Genomic DNA, 20325 nt, shown 5'->3' with positions numbered 1-20325 from the left:
GTGTCGGGCGTGCGGGAGAGCATCGCGGCGGCACGCCGCCGGCAACGTGTCCTGATCGTGTCCGCCCTCGTCGGCGGCGCGCTGCTCGCGCCGCTGGTCCGCTGGGGGTACGCGGTGGGCGGGCCAGCCATAATGCTGGGCCTGCTGCCGCTCGTGCTCCTGCTCGGCGCGGTGGTGCGCCTCCTCCGCGCCCGGCCCGGCGGCCGGGGGCTGCGGGTGGACGCGCGGGAGGGCGCCTTCTACGTCCCGCCTCGCGCCGGCTTCGGCTTCGCGCCCCTGGTGGTCGGCTTCGCCACGTACCAGGCGGTCGACACCGCACTGCGGGCCTCGTCGCCGACGCTGGCGGCGCTGTTCGGGATCGTCGCCGTCGGCATCGCCGCCGGCTGCTGGCGTCGGGCGCCCGGGGTGGAGGTGACTCCGGAAGGCATCACTCATCGGCACCTGGAACGCGAGGTCTTCGTGCCCTGGGCGGCGCTCGACCCGGCCGGCCGGGTCGGCTCGCCCCGCGGCAACGGGCTCATCTCGCTGCCGGTGAGCCGGCCGGAGCTGCTCCGCATCCGGGGCTGGGCCCGCAACCGGGAGGCCGTGGCGGTGGCCGAGCTGGACGCGGCGCCGGCCGAACTGGCCGCCGCGCTGCGGCACTACACGACCCGACCCGCGGACCGGGCGGCCATCGGCACCGACGAGGAGTACGCGCGGCTGCGGCAGGTGCTCGACGAGGCCGGCTGATCCGCTCCGGGTGTGTTAACAAGGGGCCCCTGCTACCGAAAGCGTTAACCGGGGCCCCTCCTTACCTGCGGGATACGCTCGGGAGATGCGTAGCGCTCGCGAGATCCTCACCGACTCCGCCGTGATCGCCGTCGTGGGCGCGTCCCGCGACCCGGGCAAGGCCGCCCACCGGGTGCCGCTGGAGATGCAGCGGCACGGCTGGCGGATCATCCCGGTGAACCCGACGGTCGACGAGCTGTTCGGCGAGAAGGCGTACCCGACGCTGGCCGACATCCCGCACCCGGTGGACCTGGTGGACGTGTTCCGGCCGGCGCGGGACGCGGTGGAGGTGGTCCGGCAGGCGGTGGAGATCGGCGCGCCCGCCGTCTGGTTGCAGCTCGGCATCGTCTCGGCCGAGGCACGCCGGCTCGCCGAGGAGGCGGGGATCGACTACGTCGAGGACCGGTGCCTGATCGTCGAGCGGGCGGCGGGCGGCCTCACCCGGGTGGGCTGAGCGCCCCTGGTCAGCCGGGGCGCCCGAAGATCAGGCCCAGCTGGGCGTCGAGCGCGGCGAGGGCCGTCCCGGCCGGATGGTGCCCGCCCAGCAGACATACCCCGAGCCCCTCCAGGACGGCCAGCAGCGCCGTCGCGCCGGCGTCCGGGTCGACGTCCGGGGGCACCCCGGCGGCCTGCGCGGCCCGGATCTGCCCCGCGACGAACGCCAGCAACACGGCGGTCTCCTGGTGCAGGGAGGCGGCGACCGCCGGCCGGACCGCCGTGTAGGCGAGGAAGGCCAGCGCGACCCGGCCCTCGGCGCGCCGGACCGGGTCGAGGGGCAGCAGCTCGACCAGCATGGCCCGCAGCAGCGTACGCGGGTCCGGGTCGGCGCCGAGGGCGGCGACGGCCTTCCCCACCCGGGCCTCGCCGCGTTCCCGGACCACCGACAGGGCGAAGGTCATCATCTCGTCCTTGGTGCGGAAGTAGTGCTGCACCATGCCCGACGACACGCCCGCCTCGGCGGCCACGTGTCGCAGGCTGACCGCCTCCAGCCCGCGTTCCGCCGCGACCCGCATCAGCGCGTCGGCGATCAGCGCTCGACGCTCCGCGTGGTCCACCCGCTTCGGCATGGGCTCGATGTTTTCACATTGCGATTGCATTGACACGTTACCGACGAGCGTTTTACATTGCAGTCGCAATGCAAAACGAGCGGGGGTGGGTGAGGCATGCCGACGACGGACCGAACGACGCCGTCCCGGTGGCGACGGGCGGTGGCGTACGAGGCGGGCATGTGGCGGAGCCTGGCCCGCTGGATGTTCCGCCGGCCGGTGGAGGTGCCACCCGGCGCGGAGGCGTTCGGTTACGTCGGGGTGGTGACCCCGATTCTCGGTGTCTTCATCGGCCTCTCCGTGATCGAGATACCGATCCTGGAGCTGATCCTGCGGCACACCGTGCCCTGGACCTGGGTCCGGTACGCCGCGCTGGCGCTGGGCGTCTGGGGTGTGCTGTGGATGATCGGGCTCTTCGCCAGCCTGCGCCTGCATCCCCACCTGCTCGGCGAGGAAGGACTACGGATCCGCAACGGCACCTCGGTCGACGTCACCCTGCCCTGGTCGGCCGTCGCGACGGTCGCCGCCCGCTACCGTTCGCTGCCCTCCAGCCGCGCGGTGCAGGTCGAGGACGACATCCTGAACATCTCCGCCGGCAGCCAGACCAGCGTGGACGTCGTCCTCTGTGCACCGTTGCAGGTCCCGCTGCCGACGGGGCCGAGTCGTCCGGTGCGCGAGATCCGGCTCTACGCGGACGATCCGAAGGCGCTGGTCGCCCGGGCGCGCCGGCAACTGCCGGCCCGGCTGCCCGGTCAGGACGGCTGAGCCGCCGCCGGTGCGCGGCCCGCGTACCCTGCCGGCCTGCCACAGACGCGGACCGGGCGTTGCGGCGACAGCGGATCGCGCTGGTGGCCGCGCTGGCGCTCGGCGTCCTCGGCGGGCTGCTGGTACGGCGTCAGCCGGCCGGCCCGCTGGGCGCGGCGCCGGCAGTGCTCGCGTTGCTGGCCAACCTGGTGGTCGCCCAATGGCGGCGCACTCCCCGGATCGCGCTGACCCCGGCCGGGATCGTCGCCCGGCAGTGGGTACGGCCGGTGCGGGTGCCGTGGGCCGCGCTCGACCCTTTCGGCACCGGCCGGAGGCGTTGTCGGTCGGCCTGCCGGTGGCCGCGCCTGAGCCGGCCGGGTGACCGCACCCGGGTATCAGGCGGTGCCCCCGCCTATACAGAATGCGTTAACAGGGGGCCCCTCCTTGCACCTCAGAGCTTGTATTCCTTGAGGAGGCCGCGGGAGATGATGGTCTTCTGGATCTCCGAGGTGCCCTCGCCGATCAGCAGGAACGGGGCCTCCCGCATCAGGCGCTCGATCTCGTACTCCTTGGAGTAGCCGTAGCCGCCGTGGATGCGGAACGCCTCCTGGACCACCTCGGCGCAGTATTCCGAGGCGAGCAGCTTGGCCATGCCGGCCTCGACGTCGTTGCGCTGGCCGGCGTCCTTGAGCCGGGCCGCGTTGACCATCAAGGCGTGCGCGGCCTCGATCTTCGTGCCCATCTCGGCGAGCTTGAACGCGACGGCCTGGTGCCGGGCGAGCGGCTGGCCGAAGGTCTTGCGCTGCTGGGCGTACGCGACGGCCAGCTCGAATGCCCGGATCGAGATGCCGCAGGCGCGGGCGGCCACGTTGACCCGGCCGACCTCGATGCCGTCCATCATCTGGTAGAAGCCGCGGCCGACCTTCTCCGCCCCGCCGAGCACGGCGGAGGCGGGCACGGTCACCCCGTCGAGCACCATCTCGGTGGTCTCGACGCCCTTGTAACCCATCTTGTCGATCTTGCCGGGGATGGTCAGGCCGGGCGCGGTCTCGCCGAAGCCGGGCTCCTTCTCTAGCAGGAAGGTGCTCATGTTGCCGTAGACCGAGTCGGCCCCGGTGTCGGTCTTGACCAGGGTGGCCACCACTGACGAGTACGCCCCGTTGGTCAGCCACATCTTCTGGCCGTTGAGCACGTAGGTGTCGCCCTCACGTACGGCCCTGGACCCGATCGCCGCCACGTCCGAACCGCAACCCGGTTCTGACATCGAGAAGGCGCCGCGCACCTCGCCGGTGGCCATCCGGGGCAGCAGCCGGGCCTGCTGCTCGGCCGAGCCGTGCTGGGAGATCAGGTACGCCACGATGAAGTGCGTGTTCACGATGCCGGAGATCGACATCCAGCCCCGGGACAGCTCCTCGACCACCAGGGCGTAGGTCAGCAGGGACTCACCGAGGCCGCCGTGCTCCTCCGCGATGGTGAGCCCGAACAGCCCCATCTCGCGCATCCCGTCGAGGATGTCGGTGGGGTACTCGTCCGCGTGTTCCAGCCGCTGGGCGTGCGGGATGATCTCCTTGTCGGCGAACTCCCGGACGGTTTCCAGGATCGACCGCTGCACGTCGGTCAGGCCGGGCGTCTGGGCGAGTCGGGCCATCTCAGCCTCCGGGGATCGGCGCATTACTCGGGGGTAACTGAACGCTCGGTCAGTATCGGCCCCGCGTCCGGCGAGGCCAAGGTGACCGGTCCACACAACCGCTGTGAAAAGGTTCACCGCTGCCGGTAGCGTCCGCAAGAGAGAGGGTTTCTGACCTGCGGCGGACGGGGTGAACGTGATGGGACATCCACCACCACCGGGCGAGCCCGAGCAGCCGCCGTCGCCGTACGAGCGGCCCGCCGAGGGGCCACCGGCGTGGGGACCGCCGGCCGGCGAGCAGCCGCCACCGTACGGGCAGCACGGCCCGCCCGGGCAGCAGTACGGCCCGCCCGGGCACCACGGACCGCCCGGCTGGCCCGGGCCGGTGCGCGGCACGAACGTGCTGGCGATCCTGTCGCTGGTCTTCGCCTTCGTCTTCTCGCCCGCCGGGATCGTCCTCGGCTACCTCGCCAAGCGGCAGATCCGGCAGACCGGCGAGGAGGGCGACCAGCTCGCCACCTGGGGGCTCATCCTCGGCTTCGTCTTCACCGGGCTGGGCCTGCTGGCCTGCTGCGGCTGGCTTGCCTTCGCCGTCTGGGCCGGCTCGAACCCGAGTCACGGCTACTGACCGGGCGGCTCACCGGAACTGCGACTCGCGGACGCTGTTGCCACCGTCCACCACCAGCAGCTGCCCGGTGATGTACGACGCGGCCGGCGAGCAGAGGAAGGCCACCGCCGCGGCCACCTCGTCCGGCGTACCGGGGCGGCCGACCGGGGTGCCGTGGCCCTGCTTCAGCTCGGCCAGCGTCGAGGCGGCAGTGTGGATGGTGCCGGGGGCGACCGAGTTCACCGTCACCCCGTCGGCGACCATCTCCATCGCCAGCGCCCGGGTCAGCCCGACCACGCCCGCCTTCGCCGCCGCGTACGCCGCCTCGGTGGGCAGGGCATTCACCGCGCCGGCCGTGGCGGCGAGGTTGACCACCCGACCCCAGCCCCGCTCGGCCATCCCGCCGATGAACGCCCGACTGCACAGGAACGCCGTGGTCAGGTTCCGGTCGATCTCGCCGCGCCACTCGTCGTAGCTCAGCTGGGCCACCGGCCGGAGCACCTCCGGGCTCGCCCGGCTCGCCAGCCCGGCGTTGTTGACCAGCACCTCGACGTCGCCGAGCTGCTCGGTCACCGCGTCGGCCAGCGCACCCACCTCCGACTCGTCGGTCAGGTCGGCGACGAACCCGGTCACGCCCAGTTCGCCGGCCCGGTCGTGGATCCGCCGGGTGGTGGAGACGATCGCGACCCGAGCGCCCAGGTCGGCCAGCCGGCGGGCGATCGCGTACCCGATGCCGTCCGGGCTGCCGGCCCCGGTGACCAGTGCGACCCGGCCGTCGAGCCGCGTGGTCACCGGCTCGGGCAGCGGCACCCGCTCGTCGCGGCCCGCCACCGTGGCGCCGGCTGCGAGCCGGCTGCGCCGGGCCACGCCAGGCCGGCTGACGTCCCGTCTCGGTCGACCTCGTTCGGCGCCCCGCGCGTCATGTGCCATGCCGAGATCCTGCCGCCTGCGGCCGTTGCGGGCAACGCGGCACCCGGTAAGCCGGTGCCCGGTTCTGGTCGGCGCTGGCTACCCTGACCGCGCATCCCAAGCTGAACGGAAGAGAACCGCATGAGCTATCCCCCGCCGTCCGGTGGTTGGCACGACCCCGCCGCGCCCACTCCGCAGTCGACTCCCCCGGCCGACCCGACCCTGCCACTGAGCGCAGGCCCGGTGCCGGCCCAGCCCGGCCCGGCCGATCCGTACGCCGGACTGAAGGCCGCCGACCCCTACGCCGCGCCCGGCTACCCGCCGCCCGGCGGCGCCCCGTACGGCCATCCGCAGGCCGGGTACCCACCGCCCGGTTACCAGCCCGGTCCGCCGCAGAACGGCCTTGCCATCGCCGCGATGGTGGTGTCGATCATCGGCGCGCTCGGCCTGTGCGCGTACGGCCTCGGCGGCTACATCGGCATCGTCGGGCTGGCCCTCGGCTACGTCTCCCGCCGGCAGATCCGGGAGCGGGGTGAGGGCGGCGAGGGCTTCGCGACAGCCGGGATCGTCGTCGGCTGGATCGCCACCGTCATCGCGGTGCTGGCGACCGTCGTCATCGTGGGCCTGATCATCTTCGCGGCGACCCAGGCCCCCTCGTCCAGCAGCGGCTACTGACGCGGATCCGGGCCGCCCCGGCACCCCCGGGGACGGCCCGGATCGCTCACTCCGCCGGTGGGGTGAAGGTCGAGGTGCGCGTCATCCCGGCCGCGCGGCCCTTGGCGGAGATTACCAGCGCCATCTTCCGGGACGCCTCGTCGATCATTTCGTCGCCGAGCATCACCGCGCCGAGCCGGCCGCCGGCCTCCGAGGTGTAGTGCTCGTACGCGTCGAGGATCAGCTCGGCGTGGTCGTAGTCGGCCTGGGCCGGCGAGTAGATCTCGTTCGCGGCGTCGATCTGGCCGGGGTGCAGCACCCACTTGCCGTCGAAGCCGAGCGCCGCGGACCGCTTGGCCACCTCGCGGAACGCGTCGACGTCCCGGATCTGCAGGAACGGCCCGTCGACGGCCTGCTTGTCGTGCATCCGGGCGGCCATCAGGATCCGCATCAGGATGTAGTGGTACGGGTCGCCCGGGTAGTCCGGGATCAGCGCGCCCACCACCAGCGACTTCATGTTGATCGAGGCCATGAAGTCGGCCGGGCCGAAGATGATGGTCTCCACCCGCGGCGAGCCGGCGGCGATCTCGTCCACGTTCACCAGGCCGGCGGCGTTCTCGATCTGCGCCTCGATGCCGATCCGCCCGACCGGGAGGCCCAGGGTCTTCTCGATCTGGGTGAGGGTCAGGTCCAGCCACTGCACCTGGCCGGCGTTCTGCACCTTCGGCAGCATGATGCAGTCGAGGTTCGCGCCCGCGCCCTCGACCACCTCGATCACGTCCCGGTACGTCCACGGCGTGGTCAGGTCGTTGACCCGGACCACCCGGGTCTTGCCGGCCCAGTCACCCTCGTTCAGCGCGGCGACGATGTTCTTGCGGGCGTCCGGCTTGGCCAGCGGGGCGACCGCGTCCTCCAGGTCGAGGAAGACCTGGTCGGCCGGCAGTCCCTGGGCCTTGCCGAGCATCTTGACGCTGGAACCGGGTACCGCGAGGCAGGACCGGCGGGGGCGACCGACAGCGGCCATGGATGCGCTCCTTCCAGCGTCCGGCGGGCACGCCGGCGAAGATGACGGACCTTAACGATCCCAAAGGCTTGTTGACGCCACGGTAACCTCGTGCCGTGACCGGGGTGAATGGAGCTGTGGAAGATCTCACTGGGCGCCGGATCGTGGTGGTGACGGGAGCCAGCTCCGGCATCGGGCTGGCCGCCGCCGTCGACCTGGCACGGCGCGGCGACCGGGTGGTGCTCGTCGGCCGGGATCCGGCCCGCCTGCAGGCGGCCGGCGACCGGGTACGCGACGCGTCCGGCGAGCGGCCCGAGCTGTTCCGGGCCGACTTCGCCGTGCTGGACGACGTACGGGGGCTGGCGGAGCGGCTGCGCGCGGCGTACGACCGGATCGACGTGCTGGCCAACAACGCCGGCGCGATCGTGCTGCAACCGGTCACCACCGTCGACGGCTTCGAGCTGTCCATCCAGGCCAACCACCTGGCCCCGTTCCTGCTGAGCAACCTGCTCGCCGACCGGGTCGGCCGGCTGGTGGTGACCGCCTCCGGCGCCCACCGCAGCGGCCGGCTCGACCCCGACGAGCTGAACGCCGCGCTGCGCCACTACCGGCCGATGCGGGCGTACGGGACCAGCAAGCAGGCCAACATCCTGTTCGCCGCCGAGGCCGCCCGGCGCTGGCCGGACGTCCCCGCGTACTCCTTTCATCCCGGCGTGGTGCGGACCCGGTTCGGGGCGGACAGCCGGCTGGTCGCGGTCGGCATGCGGCTCCTGCCGTTCCGCAGCCCGGAGAAGGGCGCCGAGACCCTGGTCTGGCTGGCCAACCAGGATCCGGACCGGCTGGTCGACGGCGGCTACTACGCCGACCGCCGGCCGCGCCGGCCGCTGCGCAAGGCGGCCGACCCGCGACTGGCCGCCCGGCTCTGGACGGCCAGCGCCAAGGCCGTGGGCATCGACGACTGACCGGGCCCCCGGTGGCCCGCCCCGCTGCCATACTTCCGCCATGACGACGGGGAACTCCGGGGTGCTGCTGGTCGCCCTGGTCGAGATGGCCGGCAGCGCGGTCGAGGCGGGCCAGCGCTACGAGGACGCGGTGCTGGCCCTGCTCGGGCGGCACCACGGGCAGCTGGAACGGCGGCTGCGCACCGACGACGGCAACGAGGTGCACGTGATCCGGTTCGCCGACCGGGCCGGCTACGACTCGTTCCTGGTCGACCCGGAGCGGGTCGCGCTGCGCGCCGCGCTCGGTGACGACGCGCCGACCACCCGGGTGCTGGAAGTACGCGAGGTCTCAGCCCGCTTCCTCAGTCGGTGACGTGCACCGGGACGCTGGTCACCACCACGCCGGGCAGCGCCCGCAGGGCGTCCCGCAGCCGGTGCTCGGCGCCGCTGTGCAACGGCCGGTGCCGGCGGCGACGCGGCACCACCTCCGGCACGATCACGGTCAGCGTCAGCTCCGGCCCGGCGGCGTGCAACGCCTCCAGGTAGTGCGCCAGCGGCCCGATCACCGCCCGGTACGGGGAGACGATGATCTCCAGCCGGACGTGGTCGCCCCAGGCCCGCCACTGCTCGCGGAACCGCTCCGCCTCGGCGTCCTCCGGCGCCACGTGCACCGCCAGCGTGGGCTGGCCGAGGGACACCGCGTACGCCAGGCCCCGCAGCGAGGCCCGGTTCAGCCGGGCCATCGGCACCACCACCAGGTGGCGTACCTGCTGGGGTAGCTCCTCCCCCTCGGCGGGCCCGGGGGTGGCCGGGACCCCGGGCCCGGGGGTGGCCGGCGGGCCCGTGGCCGGCGGGTGCAGGGCCAGCGCCCGGTGCAGCCGGGCGTAGTGCCGGTGCACCCGGTGGAAGAGCAGCACCAGCAGCGGCACCGCGACCACCACCACCCAGGCGCCCTCGGCGAACTTGGCCACCGCGGCGGTCAGCAGCACCAGCCCGGAGAGCACCGCCCCGACCGCGTTGAGCCCCAGCCGACGCCGCCAGCCCCGCCCCTGGTGGCGCCGCCAGTGCACCACCATGCCGCTCTGCGACAGGGTGAAGGCAAGGAACACCCCCACCGCGTAGAGCGGGATCAGCGCCTCGGTGTGCCCGCCGAACGCGACGAAGACGACCGTCGCCGTGGTGGCCAGCGCGACCAGCCCGTTGCTGAACGCCAGCCGGTCCCCCATGTGCAGGAAGCGGCGCGGGGCGTGGCCGTCCCGGGCCATGAAGAAGAGCAGCCGGGGGAAGTCGTTGAAGGCGGTGTTCGCCGCCAGCAGCAGGATCAGCGCGGTGGTGGCCTGGAGCAGCGGGTACCAGGGGCCGGCCGGGAAGGTGAGCCGGCCCAGCTGGGACAGCAGGGTCTCCTCCGGGCGGGGCACCAGGCCGTCCAGGTGGATCAGCACGGTCAGCCCGGCGAAGAGGACCACCAGCATGGCCACCATCCAGCCGAGCGTGGTCCGGGCGTTGCGCCACTCGGTGGGGCGGAACGCCGGCACCGCGTTGGAGACCGCCTCGATGCCGGTCATCGACACCGCCCCCGAGGCGAAGGCCCGCAACACCAGCAGCAGGCCCAACCCTTCGGCCGCCGGCACCGGCGGCGGGGGCATCGGCGCGAACCCCCGCCCGGCCGCCCGCCACCAGCCGACCACGAGCAGCGCCAGCACCGCGACCACGAAGGCGTACGTGGGCAGCACGAAGATGTTGCCGGCGGTGCGCACCCCGCGCAGGTTGCCGGCGAGCAGCACGAGGATCACCAGCACCCCGAGCGGCACGTTGAACGGCGCCAGCGCGGGCAGCGCCGAGGTGACCGCGTGCACCCCGGCGGCCACCGACACGGCCACGGTCAGCACGTAGTCGAGCATCAGCCCGGCGGCGGCGGCCAGCCCCGGCGTGACGCCCAGGTTCGCCGAGGCCACGATGTACGAGCCGGCGCCGTGCGGGTAGGCCGGGATGGTCTGCCGGTACGACAGCCCGACCGCGATCATCAACACCACCAGCAGGGCGGCCAGCGGCAGCGACAGGCCCAGCGCCCCGCCCCCGGCCAGCACCAGCACGGTCAGCATCGCCTCCGGCCCGTACGCCACCGAGCTGAGCAGGTCGGACGAGAGGATCGGCAGGGCGACCAGTTTGCGCATCCGCTCGTACAGCACGGCGGAGCTGCGCAGCGGCGGCCCGAGGACCACCCGGCGCAGCCGGGTCAGGGCCCGGGCCGCCCGCGAGCCCGGCTCGTGGGCCGGCCCGGTGGCGACCAGCTCGCCGGGCTGCCCGGCGAACATCTCGATCGGCGCCAGCCGGCCGAACCGGGTGGGGGCCGGCCGACCCCGGTACCGGTCCAGGGTCGGGTCGACGGGCAGCCCTTTGGGCGGCCGGCCCGGCTGCCAGCGGACACCGATCCGGCGCAGCGTGGCCACCTCGTCGGGGCGCAGCGGCGGGAACTCGGCCGACGGGGTGACGGCGGTACCGCGCCCGGCCTCGTCCGCCTCGTCCGACTGCATCAGCACCCCCTGCCCGTACGGCTTCCTTCCTGCACTGTCACGGAAGCAGCGCCGCCGGGCGGCCGAAACGCAAGGAGGGGACCCTTGTTAACACACGTCTGTTAACAAGGGGCCCCTCCTAACACGGGCGGCGCGGGTGCCGCCGATCACCACCACGGCCACCCCGACCAGCAGCAGCGCCAGCCCGGGCAGGGCCAGCGGGCGGGGCACCTGCCCCAGCCACCACCAGGCGATCAGGGCCGCCCCCGGCACCTCCAGCAGGATCAGCACGCTGATCGTGGTGGCCGAGACCCGGTGCAGGGCGTAGTTGAACATCGAGTGGCCGAGCAGTTGGGCGCCGGCCACCAGCCCCAGGATGGCCAGCCAGGTGCCGCCGTCGTACCCGGTCAACGGCAGCCCGGCGGCCAGGCAGACGACCAGCAGCAGCGCCCCGCAGACCCCGTAGCAGACGGTGGTGTAGGTGGTGGTGCTGAGCGACCCCCGGGCCCGCTCGCCGAACGCGGTGTAGACCGCGGCGAACATCCCGCCGGCCACCGCGAGCAGGTCACCGGCGACCGTCCGGCCCGAAACGGTGACGTCGGCGCCGGTGGCGAGCGCCGCGCCGGCCACCGCCACCGCGATGCCGGCCCAGACCGTTGCCGGCAGCCGCCGCCCCTGCCCGCGGGCGATCAGCCCCTGCCACACCGGCTGGGTGGCGCCCAGCGCGGTCGCGGCGGCGACCGAGGTGAGCTGCACCGCCGACATCCAGGTGGCGAAGTGCGCGGCGAGCGCCACCCCGGAGAGTACGCAGTACCAGCCCTCCCGCCGGCCGGCGCCGACGGTCAGCCGGCGGAACTCCGCCCGCCGCCGGAGCAGCGAGAAGGGACCGAGCACCGCGACGGCGAGCGTGTTCCGCCAGAACGCGATCGCCAGGGCCGGCGCGGCGGCGAAGGCGATCAGCGGTCCCGAGGAGGAGACCGCGACCACGGCGAGCGCGACGGCGGCGCCGGTCAGCGGATCGAGCGGCGGGCGGGGTGAAGATGGCTGCACGGGGAGCAATCCTCACACGTCCGGTGGGCACCACAGAGGGTCAACATGTGGTTACGATCATGGGCGTCCGCGCGCCGCTGGCGTCCCTCGACCGCCCGGAGGCGTTCCCCCCATGCCCAGCTACCAGGCGGTGCTGTTCGACTTCTTCGGCACGCTGACCTGTCCCGCCCCCCGGGGCCGGGGGCACCGGCTCACCGCCGAGTTGCTGGGCTGCCCGGACGAGCGGCTCACCGAGGTGCTCGACCGCAGCTACTACCAGCGGGCGAGCGGGTCGCTGGGCGGGGCCGAGGCGACCCTGCGCTGGGTGTGCGACCAGCTCGGCGTACGACCGTCGGCGGATGCGGTGCGCGCGGCGCTCGCCTCCCGGCACCGGGCGGTACACGCCGACACCCGGCTGCGGCCCGAGGCGGTGCCGGTGCTGGCGGCGCTGCGCCGGCGGGGCGTACGCACCGGCCTGGTCAGCGACTGCACCCACGAGCTGCCGGCGTTCCTGCCCGAGCTGCCGGTCGCGCCGCTGCTCGACGTACGGGTGTTCTCGGTCCGGGTCGGGCGGTGCAAGCCGGATCCCGAGCTCTACCTGACCGCGTGCCAGCGGCTGGGCGTGGCCCCCGAGCACTGCCTCTACGTCGGCGACGGCGGCAGCCGCGAGCTGACCGGTGCGGCGCGGGTGGGGCTGACCGCCGTCCGGTTGGCCGCCCCGGACCTCGCCCGGCACCTGGTCTTCGACCCCGAGCCGGACTGGACCGGCCCGGCGGTGACCGCGCTGCCCGGGGTGGTGGAGCTGGTCGACCGGGTGCCGGTCAGCGCCGACGGACGCGATGCAGCCGGAACGGCCGGCGGGTCACCCGGACCACCGGCGCGCCGCGCGGCGGCTCGGCCAGTGAGCCGGCCGGCAGGTCGGGTCCAGCTGCCGGCGGCCCGGCCGGGCTGAGCCGGTTCAGCGCGCAACCGTCGGCGGCCCACCGGGCGACCAGGTCCGCGACCGCTCCCCGCGCGTTCAGCCGCTTGGCGGCCACCAGCGGCGCGGCCGTCTGCCAGCCGTCGCTGCCGGGCGCCACCCGGGTCACCCGGGCCGGCCAGGTGACGATCCGACCGCCGTGGTCGCCGCGCAGGGTGACCCGGGCCTCGGTGGCGTCGGCCAGGCCGGGGGCGGACTGCTCACCGGGGCCGCTGACCACGAAGAGGTCGCCCTCCAGCGGCATGCACCACAGCGCCAGCGCCGGGCCCTCGGCGACGCTCACCCAGGCGACGGCCGCCTTCTTCGTGGCCTCGTCGACCAGCGGCGTGCTCTGGCGGGCCTGCACCTCGTCCGTCATTCCGGCATCCTCTCGCACCACGGCCCGCCCGGACACCCGGACCGGCCGGTGCGGTCAGCCGACGAACGGTGGAATCAGGATCTCGCCGCGGGCCACCGGCATCACCTGGCCGGCCACGGTCGCCCCGACCGCCGCGCCGCCGCTCGTGGTCACCGTGCAGGCCAGCACCGACGGGCGGTGGATCTCGATCCCCTGCCGCACGGTGTACGGGTGGGTACCGTCACCGGGCAGCAGCCCGCTGGCGACCAGCCACACCCCGAGGCCGAGGGCGGCCGAACCGGACGCCGGGTCCTCGGGCACCCCGAGCCCCGGCACGAAGACCCGGGCGTGCGCCGTTTGCGAGGCGGCGTCCCAGGAGAAGACGCTGACGTGCTCCACGCCGTACCGCTCCGCCGCCGCCGCGTTCACCCGGGCCCGGGCCACCGCGTCCGGCCGCACCGGCAGGTACGGGAACTCCAGCCCGCACCCGGCCACCCGGGGCGCCGGTCCGGCGTGGTCGGCGGCGGCCAGCCCGGCCATCTCCAGCAGCGGCTCCGGGTCCAGCTCCGGCCCGAGGGTGGGCGTGCCGCCGGTGAGCGTCGCCCCGGTGGCGGTGACCTCTATCGGCAGGACGCCGGCGCCGCACTCCTGGGCGACCCGACCCGCCGCGAACATCCCGCGCCGGCTGGCGGTGACCGCCGCGCCGACGCTGGGGTGCCCGGCGAAGGGCAGCTCCGCGGCCGGGGTGAAGATCCGCGCCCGGTAGGTGGCGCCGACCTGCGTGGACGCCAGCACGAACACCGTCTCGGAGAGGTTGAACTCCACCGCGAGCGCCTGCATCTGCTCGGTGGCGAGCCGTTCGGCGCCGAACACCACCGCCAGCGGGTTCCCCGCGTACGGGCGGTCGGTGAAGACGTCCACGATCTCGTAGGCCAGGGTCGACATGTTGATAAACACTAGGCGCTTAGGCTGGTGCCCGTGAGCACGCCGACCCGGGTCTACATCGCCCGACTCGCCGGGGTCGCCGTTTTCGATCCGAACGGTGACCAGGTGGGTCGGGTCCGTGACGCGGTGGCACGGATCCGGGCGGCCCAGCGACCGCCGGAGGTCGTCGGCCTGGTGGCCGAGATGCCGATGCGTCGGCGCATCTTCCTCTCCATCAACCGGATCACCACCATCGATGCGGACGCGGTGGTGCTCGGCAGCGGCACGCTGAACCTGCGCCGGTTCGAGAAGCGCCCGAACGAGCTGCTGGTTCTCCAGGAGCTGCTGGACCGCCGGGTGCGGTTGGAGGGCGGCCAGCCGGGCGCGGTGGTCGACGTGGCGATGGAGGCCCGCCGCGGCGGCGAGTGGACGCTGACCCGGGTGGCGGTCCGCGAGCAGACCGGCCGGCTGGGCCGGCGCGGCCACCTGCACCAGGTCGAGTGGGACCGGGTAGGCGGGCTGAGCGACGTCGGCGAAGGCCGGGGCACCGCCAACCTGCTTGCCGTGCTGGAGGACATGCGCCCGGCCGACCTGGCCAACGCCCTGCAGGACCTGCCCGACGACCGCCGCAACGAGGTCGCCGCGGCGCTCGACGACGAGCGGCTGGCGGACGTGCTGAGCGAGCTGCCCGAGCACGACCAGGTGGAGATTCTCGCCGCGCTGGACCGGCAGCGGGCCGCCGACGTCCTGGAGGAGATGGACCCGGACGACGCCGCCGACCTGCTCAACGAGCTGCCCCCACCCGAGCAGGACGTGTTGCTGGACCTGATGGAGCCGGACGAGGCCGACCCGGTGCGCCAGCTGCTGAAGTACAGCGCGGGCACGGCCGGCAGCGTGATGACGTCGGAACCGGTGATCCTGCCCCCGGACGCCACCGTCGCCGAGGCGCTGGCCCGGATCCGGGAACCGCAGCTCTCCCCCGCGGTGGCCGCCCAGGTGTTCGTGACCCGCGCCCCGATGACCACGCCGACCGGGCGCTACCTCGGCATGGTGCACTTCCAGCGGCTGCTCCGGGACCCGCCGGCCGACCTGCTCGGGGGCCTGGTGGCCAACGACATCGACCCGCTGCGACCGGGCACCCCGCTGCCGGAGATCACCCGCCGGATGGCCACCTACGACCTGGTCGCGATGCCGGTGATCGACCGGAACAACCGGCTGGTGGGCGCGGTGACGGTGGACGACGTGCTGGACCACTCGCTGCCGCGGGACTGGCGGAACCGGGACGCCGGACGGGTTTCGACCCCGGTCGAGGAGATGCCGGACGGCGCGCATGACTGAGCAGCGACGGGCGGAGCGGCTCGACCAGCCGCGCGAGCCCCGCGGCGTCAAGCTGCCCCGAGTCGACCAGGAGACCTTCGGCAGGTGGGCCGAGGGCATCGCCCGGGGCATGGGTACGGCGAACTTCCTCGTCTACATGACCCTGGTCCTCGCGGCCTGGTTCCTGTGGAACACGCTCGCCCCGGCGAGCCTGCGGTTCGACCCGTACACCTTCACGTTCCTGACCCTGGTGCTCTCCCTGCAGGCCTCCTACGCGGCGCCGCTGATCCTGCTCGCGCAGAATCGCCAGACGGACCGGGACCGGGTGGCGCTGGACGAGGACCGCCGGCAGGCGACCATGCAGAAGGCGGACACCGAGTACCTGGCCCGGGAGATCGCCGCGCTGCGGATCGCCATGGGCGAGGTGGCCACCCGGGACTTCCTCCGCTCTGAGCTGGCCCGGCTGGCCGAGGAGTTGGACGAGGCCGCCGAGCGGCGGCACAAGCTGGAACGGCGCCAGCAGGAACGGACCATGCGGGTCGACGAGCCGCTCGGCGAGCCCCACGACGATCTCGACGGCGACTATGCCCGGGACGGCCGGTCGGAGCGCTGAGCGTCCGGGCCGGCCGCACCGATCGTCCCGGTCCGTACGATTCCGGGGCGGACATCGATTGGCTCACACCGTGGCGGGGAGGCGATCCCCGCCGACGTAGCATTGCGGGTATGTCAGCATCCGTCAGCACCATCTCCGACGCGATCCAGGCCGCCCTGGCCACCGTCAACGACCCGGAGATCCGCCGGCCGATCACCGAGCTGGGCATGGTCCGCGCCGCCACGGTCGGCGACGACGGCGTCGTCCGCGTCGAACTGCTGCTCACCGTGGCCGGCTGCCCGCTGAAGGACAAGCTGCGCGCCGACATCACCGCCGCGGTGGGCGGCGTCCCGGGCGTGGCGGGTGTCGAGATCGAGTTCGGCGTGATGAGCCCGGAGCAGCGCCAGGAGCTCCAGTCCAAGCTGCGCGGCGGCGGCGGCGCCGAGCCGGTCATCCCGTTCGCCCAGCCCGGCTCGCGGACCCGGGTGTACGCGGTCGCCAGCGGCAAGGGCGGCGTCGGCAAGTCCAGCGTCACGGTCAACCTGGCCGCCGCGCTGGCCGCCCGGGGGCTCTCCGTCGGCGTGGTCGACGCGGACATCTACGGCCACTCGGTGCCCCGGATGCTCGGCGCCGAGGGCGCCCCGACCCGGGTCGAGGACATGATCATGCCGCCGCAGGCGCACGGCGTGAAGGTGATCTCGATCGGCATGTTCACCCCGGGCAACGCCGCCGTGGTGTGGCGCGGCCCGATGCTGCACCGCGCGCTCCAGCAGTTCCTCGCCGACGTCTACTGGGGCGACCTGGACGTCCTTCTGCTGGACCTGCCCCCGGGCACCGGCGACATCGCCATCTCGGTGGCGCAGCTGCTGCCCAACGCCGAGATCCTGGTGGTCACCACCCCGCAGACCGCCGCCGCCGAGGTGGCCGAGCGGGCCGGTGCGATCGCCCTGCAGACCCACCAGCGGGTGGTCGGCGTCATCGAGAACATGTCCTGGATGGAGCTGCCCGACGGGTCCCGGATGGAGGTCTTCGGGGCGGGCGGGGGCCAGGCCGTCGCCGACTCGCTGAGCCGGACCATCGGCGCGCAGGTGCCGCTGCTGGGTCAGATCCCGCTGGACACCCGGGTCCGCGAGGGCGGCGACGCCGGCCTTCCGATCGTGCTGGCCCAGCCGGACGCCGCCGCCGCCCAGGCGATGGGCGCGGTGGCCGACCGGCTCGCGGTGCGCCGCGAGTCGCTGCTCGGCAAGCCGCTGGGGCTCAAGCCGGCCGGCCGCTGACCGACGCGACACGACCGGCCTCCCCGCGCGGGAGGCCCGTTGTCACGTCCACCCGCGGGACGGTCATCGTTCCCGGGCGGAGGCATGCCGGGCATGAGCGTGATACCCCAGAGTCATAAAGATGCCTCAGAGGTATCGCGCTCGGAAGCGCCTGGGCTGCCGGCGGCGGATCCGGCGGCCCGGCCGAGCGCGCCGGGCGGGCGAGCTCCCTGGGTGGACGGCCGGCGGCGGACCGGGCCGGTGAGCCCGCCGGCGGCCGGTGACCGCGCGGCGCCGCCGGAATCAGGTGGCGTCGTCGTCGTAGGCGTGCGAGCGGGGTGCGGGTGCCGCGGCGGCGGTGACGTCGCCGGTGGCGGTGGCGGCCGTGCCCCGCCCGCCGGTCGACCTGAGGTCGGCGGCGGAGGCGACGTCCTTCAGGTCGTTGTGCACGCCCGTCACGTCAGCCCGGAGGTTGTCGTAGACGCCCTGGAGCGGCTTCCGGATCGCCTGCTCGTCCTCCTCGCTGAGCAGGTGCTTGCGGATGAACGCCTTCGGGTGCAGATCCTCCAGCTGAATGTCGGTGCCCAGCTCGCGGCTCAGGTCGCCGGTGGCGTTCTGCGCCATGCTGCGCAGGTTGCGCACCATCCGCAGCCCTTCGGAGATCACCTGAGGCAGCCGGTCACCGAAGATCAGCAGTGCCAGGAGCAGCAGCGTCCCGATCTCCCACCAGTTCAGGTTCTCGAACACGGCTGGGCCTCCTCGTCGGCGTCAGGCAAAGACTACGCACCTGGGAGGCCGATTCGGCAAGAGGTGCGGGACGTTCACTTGGCGTCTGCGGCGAGTGTCACGGAGGTGTTCTGCCGGGTGGAGCCCCGCCGGTACTCCACCGTCACCACGGAACCGGGCGCGAACTTGCGCACCAGCGCGATCAGGTCGGTCGGCGCGCTCATCGGCCGGCCGTTGAGGCGCAGGATCACGTCGCCGGCCCGCAGCCCCGCCCCGGCCGCCGGCCCGGACGGCTCCACCTGCTGCAAGCGGACGCCGTCGCCGCTGCCCGCGTTCGGGCCGCCGACCTGGGCGCCGATCACCGTACGGCGGGCCTTGCCGGTGCCGATGATGTCCTGGGTGATCCGCTTCGCCTGGTTGATCGGGATGGCGAAGGCGAGACCGATGTTGCCCGCCTCCTGCCCGTCGGCGACCAGCGACTTGATCGTCGAGTTCACCCCGACCACCCGGCCCGCCCCGTCGACCAGCGGGCCGCCGGAGTTGCCGTGGTTCACCGCCGCGTCGGTCTGGATCGCCGCGTAGTAGCGGGTCGGCCCGCCCGGCTCCCCCGCCTGCATGGTCCGGTCCAGGGCGCTGACGATGCCGGCGGTGACCGTGTTGGCCAGCGAGAGCGGCGAGCCGATCGCCAGCACCGGGTCGCCGACCGCCAGCGAGTCGGAGTCGCCGAACTCCACCGGCCGCAGGCCGCTCCGGGCCACCTTGATCACCGCGATGTCGGACTCCGGATCCTGCCCCACCACGGTGGCCGGCGCCGAGCTGCCGTCGTTGAAGATGACCGACGCCTTGCCGACGCTGCCGGTGACCACGTGGTCGTTCGTGATCACGTGTCCCTCGGGGCTGACGATGAAGCCGGAGCCCTCGCTGGTCCCGCCGAGGCTGGTCACCCGGACCGTCACCACGCTGGGCAGCACCCGCTCGGCCACCCCGGCCAGCGACTCCGGCTTGCGCTGGGCCAGCGCCGGCGCCTCGGCGGGAGCGCCCAGGGTGGCCCCCCGGCCGGCGCCACCGTGCACCGCGAAGGCGTAGCCCAGCGCCCCGCCCAGGGCGCCGGCGAGCAGCGCGGTGATCAGCGGGATGAACAGCAGTTGCCGCAGCCTCGGTCGGCCCGCGGCGTCCGGGTCGGTGACCGGCTCCGGCTCGGCCGCGCCGTCCGGGCCGGGGGCCGGGACGACCACCGCGGCCGGAGCGTACGGGTCCCGCCACGGGTCGGCCAGGGCGTCGGACCACCAGGGTGACGTCGTGCCGCCCCCGGCGCCCGTCGACGCCGGCGTGCCGGCCGGTGGCGTCCCGGGTCCCGGCTGTCCCGCCGGCGCCCGGGTACCACCGGGCCGGCGCCAGTCCCACCCGTCGGTCACGTCGGTGCCCTCCCACTCGGTCCCGGGTCCCGTCCGCCGCGGCGGAGGCCGGAACCGAACCCGCCGCGCCCATCGGGACACCGCATCCAGGATTGCACGGATGCCGCGCGTCGAGTCACCGGTTGCCCGGCGTGATCGCCAACGGCGGACGCGCGGCTGCGCCCGAAAGGCCTCGCCTCTAGGCTCATACCGCCAACCCGCCCCTCGCACCACTCCCGCCGCCCGGAGGTGTCCCATCGCCACGGTCGCCAATTCCGGCAGCTCGATGGCCCAGGTGTTGCAGTTCGCCGAGTCGTACGTCACCGAGGACCTCGTGCTGCGCACCGCGCGCAGCCTGGCCCACGAGGTGGGCGTCGACGCGGTCACCCCGGGGGCCGGTGCCGCGCTGCGGCTGCTGGCCGCCGCCGGCAACGCCCGGGCGGTGGTGGAGATCGGCACCGGCACCGGGGTCAGCGGCGTCTGGCTGCTGCGCGGCATGCGCGCCGACGGGGTGCTCACCACCATCGACGTCGAGGTGGAGCACCAGCGGATCGCCCGCCGCATCTTCGTGGAGGCGGGTTTCCCGTCCGGCCGGACCCGGATCATCACCGGCCGGGCGCTGGACGTCCTGCCCCGCCTCGCCGACGGGGCGTACGACCTGGTCTTCGTGGACGCGGAGGTGACCGGGTACAGCGCCTGCGTGGACGCCGCGCTGCGGCTGCTGCGCCCGGGCGGGGTGCTGGCCCTCAACGGCGCGCTGGCCGCGGGCCGGATCGGCGATCCCGCCGCCCGCGACGTGGAGACGGTGACCGTGCGCGAGACGATCAAGGCGATCCGCGAGTCCGAGCACTGGGTGCCCGCGCTGCTCCCGGTCGGCCACGGTCTGCTGGCCGCGGTGCGCTGCTGAGCCGTCGCCGGGCCGCCGCCCGCCACGGCGGCGGACCCGGGCGGCGCGCCGC

At 74.0% G+C, this 20325-nt stretch carries 21 protein-coding genes and 1 pseudogene; 12 read left to right on the top strand and 10 right to left on the bottom strand.

The window, feature by feature from the left end:
- Nucleotides 1-9: 9 nt before the first annotated feature.
- Both AB0H57_RS16245 and AB0H57_RS16240 read left to right on the top strand, forming a co-directional pair.
- Nucleotides 10-729, top strand: a complete 720-nt coding sequence (locus AB0H57_RS16245) for a hypothetical protein (RefSeq protein WP_357507036.1) — start codon at nt 10-12, stop codon at nt 727-729.
- An 85-nt stretch (nt 730-814) separates the two neighbouring features.
- Nucleotides 815-1222, top strand: coding sequence for a CoA-binding protein (locus tag AB0H57_RS16240; protein WP_357507034.1), 408 nt, complete (start codon nt 815-817; stop codon nt 1220-1222).
- Between the two features lie 10 nt (nt 1223-1232).
- Here AB0H57_RS16240 and AB0H57_RS16235 read toward each other — a convergent pair whose 3' ends face one another.
- Nucleotides 1233-1835: a TetR family transcriptional regulator C-terminal domain-containing protein gene (locus AB0H57_RS16235; RefSeq protein ID WP_357507032.1), complete on the bottom strand. Its 603-nt coding sequence runs from the start codon at nt 1833-1835 to the stop codon at nt 1233-1235.
- Between the two features lie 96 nt (nt 1836-1931).
- Between AB0H57_RS16235 and AB0H57_RS16230 the strand changes: the two genes are divergently transcribed.
- Nucleotides 1932-2579, top strand: coding sequence for a hypothetical protein (locus AB0H57_RS16230; protein WP_357507030.1), 648 nt, complete (start codon nt 1932-1934; stop codon nt 2577-2579).
- A 430-nt stretch (nt 2580-3009) separates the two neighbouring features.
- Here AB0H57_RS16230 and AB0H57_RS16225 read toward each other — a convergent pair whose 3' ends face one another.
- The gene (locus AB0H57_RS16225) at nt 3010-4206 is read right to left on the bottom strand and encodes an acyl-CoA dehydrogenase family protein (RefSeq protein WP_357507028.1); all 1197 of its coding nucleotides are present in this window, start codon (nt 4204-4206) and stop codon (nt 3010-3012) included.
- Between the two features lie 178 nt (nt 4207-4384).
- Here AB0H57_RS16225 and AB0H57_RS16220 point away from each other — a divergent pair, with 178 nt between their 5' ends.
- Nucleotides 4385-4813 carry a DUF4190 domain-containing protein gene (locus AB0H57_RS16220; RefSeq protein WP_357507025.1) on the top strand — a complete coding sequence of 143 codons (429 nt, stop codon included), beginning with the start codon at nt 4385-4387 and terminating at the stop codon, nt 4811-4813.
- A 9-nt stretch (nt 4814-4822) separates the two neighbouring features.
- Here AB0H57_RS16220 and AB0H57_RS16215 read toward each other — a convergent pair whose 3' ends face one another.
- Nucleotides 4823-5659, bottom strand: a complete 837-nt coding sequence (locus tag AB0H57_RS16215) for an SDR family NAD(P)-dependent oxidoreductase (protein WP_357507023.1) — start codon at nt 5657-5659, stop codon at nt 4823-4825.
- Nucleotides 5660-5842: 183 nt separating this feature from the next.
- Here AB0H57_RS16215 and AB0H57_RS16210 point away from each other — a divergent pair, with 183 nt between their 5' ends.
- Complete coding sequence (locus tag AB0H57_RS16210; RefSeq protein ID WP_357507021.1) at nt 5843-6376, top strand: DUF4190 domain-containing protein; 534 nt, start codon at nt 5843-5845, stop codon at nt 6374-6376.
- Between the two features lie 46 nt (nt 6377-6422).
- Here AB0H57_RS16210 and AB0H57_RS16205 read toward each other — a convergent pair whose 3' ends face one another.
- A complete protein-coding gene (locus AB0H57_RS16205) occupies nt 6423-7379 on the bottom strand; it encodes a CoA ester lyase (RefSeq protein WP_357507019.1) in 957 nt (318 codons plus the stop codon).
- A 116-nt stretch (nt 7380-7495) separates the two neighbouring features.
- On the opposite strand from AB0H57_RS16205, the gene AB0H57_RS16200 reads away from it, so the two are divergent.
- Nucleotides 7496-8320 (top strand): SDR family NAD(P)-dependent oxidoreductase, encoded by an 825-nt coding sequence (locus tag AB0H57_RS16200; RefSeq protein WP_357507136.1) that lies wholly within the window; start codon nt 7496-7498, stop codon nt 8318-8320.
- A 40-nt stretch (nt 8321-8360) separates the two neighbouring features.
- Nucleotides 8361-8672 carry a hypothetical protein gene (locus AB0H57_RS16195; RefSeq protein WP_357507017.1) on the top strand — a complete coding sequence of 104 codons (312 nt, stop codon included), beginning with the start codon at nt 8361-8363 and terminating at the stop codon, nt 8670-8672.
- Here the strand turns inward: AB0H57_RS16195 and AB0H57_RS16190 are convergent.
- On the bottom strand, nt 8662-10833 hold the full coding sequence (locus tag AB0H57_RS16190) for an APC family permease (protein WP_357507015.1): 2172 nt from the start codon (nt 10831-10833) through the stop codon (nt 8662-8664). The genes AB0H57_RS16195 and AB0H57_RS16190 overlap by 11 nt on opposite strands.
- Before the next feature lie 87 nt (nt 10834-10920).
- Entirely contained in the window at nt 10921-11862 is a 942-nt protein-coding gene (locus AB0H57_RS16185) for a DMT family transporter (protein WP_357507013.1), read from the bottom strand.
- A 112-nt stretch (nt 11863-11974) separates the two neighbouring features.
- Here AB0H57_RS16185 and AB0H57_RS16180 point away from each other — a divergent pair.
- Nucleotides 11975-12487, top strand: a pseudogene (locus AB0H57_RS16180) (HAD-IA family hydrolase); the annotation flags it as partial.
- A gap of 175 nt (nt 12488-12662) precedes the next feature.
- Here the strand turns inward: AB0H57_RS16180 and AB0H57_RS16175 are convergent.
- Nucleotides 12663-13178, bottom strand: coding sequence for a hypothetical protein (locus AB0H57_RS16175; RefSeq protein ID WP_357507011.1), 516 nt, complete (start codon nt 13176-13178; stop codon nt 12663-12665).
- A 54-nt stretch (nt 13179-13232) separates the two neighbouring features.
- Nucleotides 13233-14102 carry a PhzF family phenazine biosynthesis protein gene (locus AB0H57_RS16170; protein ID WP_357507009.1) on the bottom strand — a complete coding sequence of 290 codons (870 nt, stop codon included), beginning with the start codon at nt 14100-14102 and terminating at the stop codon, nt 13233-13235.
- Nucleotides 14103-14135: 33 nt separating this feature from the next.
- Here AB0H57_RS16170 and AB0H57_RS16165 point away from each other — a divergent pair, with 33 nt between their 5' ends.
- From AB0H57_RS16165 to AB0H57_RS16155, 3 genes are all read left to right on the top strand, one after another.
- Complete coding sequence (locus tag AB0H57_RS16165) at nt 14136-15419, top strand: CBS domain-containing protein (RefSeq protein ID WP_357507007.1); 1284 nt, start codon at nt 14136-14138, stop codon at nt 15417-15419.
- Entirely contained in the window at nt 15412-16011 is a 600-nt protein-coding gene (locus tag AB0H57_RS16160) for a DUF1003 domain-containing protein (RefSeq protein WP_357507005.1), read from the top strand. The genes AB0H57_RS16165 and AB0H57_RS16160 overlap by 8 nt, the downstream gene beginning before the upstream one ends.
- A 110-nt stretch (nt 16012-16121) precedes the next feature.
- Nucleotides 16122-17267 (top strand): Mrp/NBP35 family ATP-binding protein, encoded by a 1146-nt coding sequence (locus AB0H57_RS16155; RefSeq protein ID WP_357507003.1) that lies wholly within the window; start codon nt 16122-16124, stop codon nt 17265-17267.
- Between the two features lie 282 nt (nt 17268-17549).
- Here the strand turns inward: AB0H57_RS16155 and AB0H57_RS16150 are convergent, their stop codons facing one another.
- Nucleotides 17550-17993 carry a preprotein translocase subunit TatB gene (locus tag AB0H57_RS16150; RefSeq protein ID WP_357507001.1) on the bottom strand — a complete coding sequence of 148 codons (444 nt, stop codon included), beginning with the start codon at nt 17991-17993 and terminating at the stop codon, nt 17550-17552.
- Nucleotides 17994-18067: 74 nt separating this feature from the next.
- Nucleotides 18068-19387, bottom strand: coding sequence for a trypsin-like peptidase domain-containing protein (locus AB0H57_RS16145; protein ID WP_357506999.1), 1320 nt, complete (start codon nt 19385-19387; stop codon nt 18068-18070).
- A gap of 265 nt (nt 19388-19652) precedes the next feature.
- Here AB0H57_RS16145 and AB0H57_RS16140 point away from each other — a divergent pair, with 265 nt between their 5' ends.
- Nucleotides 19653-20273, top strand: coding sequence for an O-methyltransferase (locus AB0H57_RS16140; protein WP_357506997.1), 621 nt, complete (start codon nt 19653-19655; stop codon nt 20271-20273).
- The last annotated feature ends 52 nt before the right edge of the window (nt 20274-20325 follow it).

Origin of the sequence: Micromonospora sp. NPDC050686 (genome assembly GCF_040654475.1) — a bacterium.
Taxonomy (GTDB): Bacteria; Actinomycetota; Actinomycetes; order Mycobacteriales; family Micromonosporaceae; genus Micromonospora.
The sequence above is the reverse complement of the archived record's forward strand: the minus strand, read 5'-3'. Positions and strand labels throughout refer to the sequence as shown.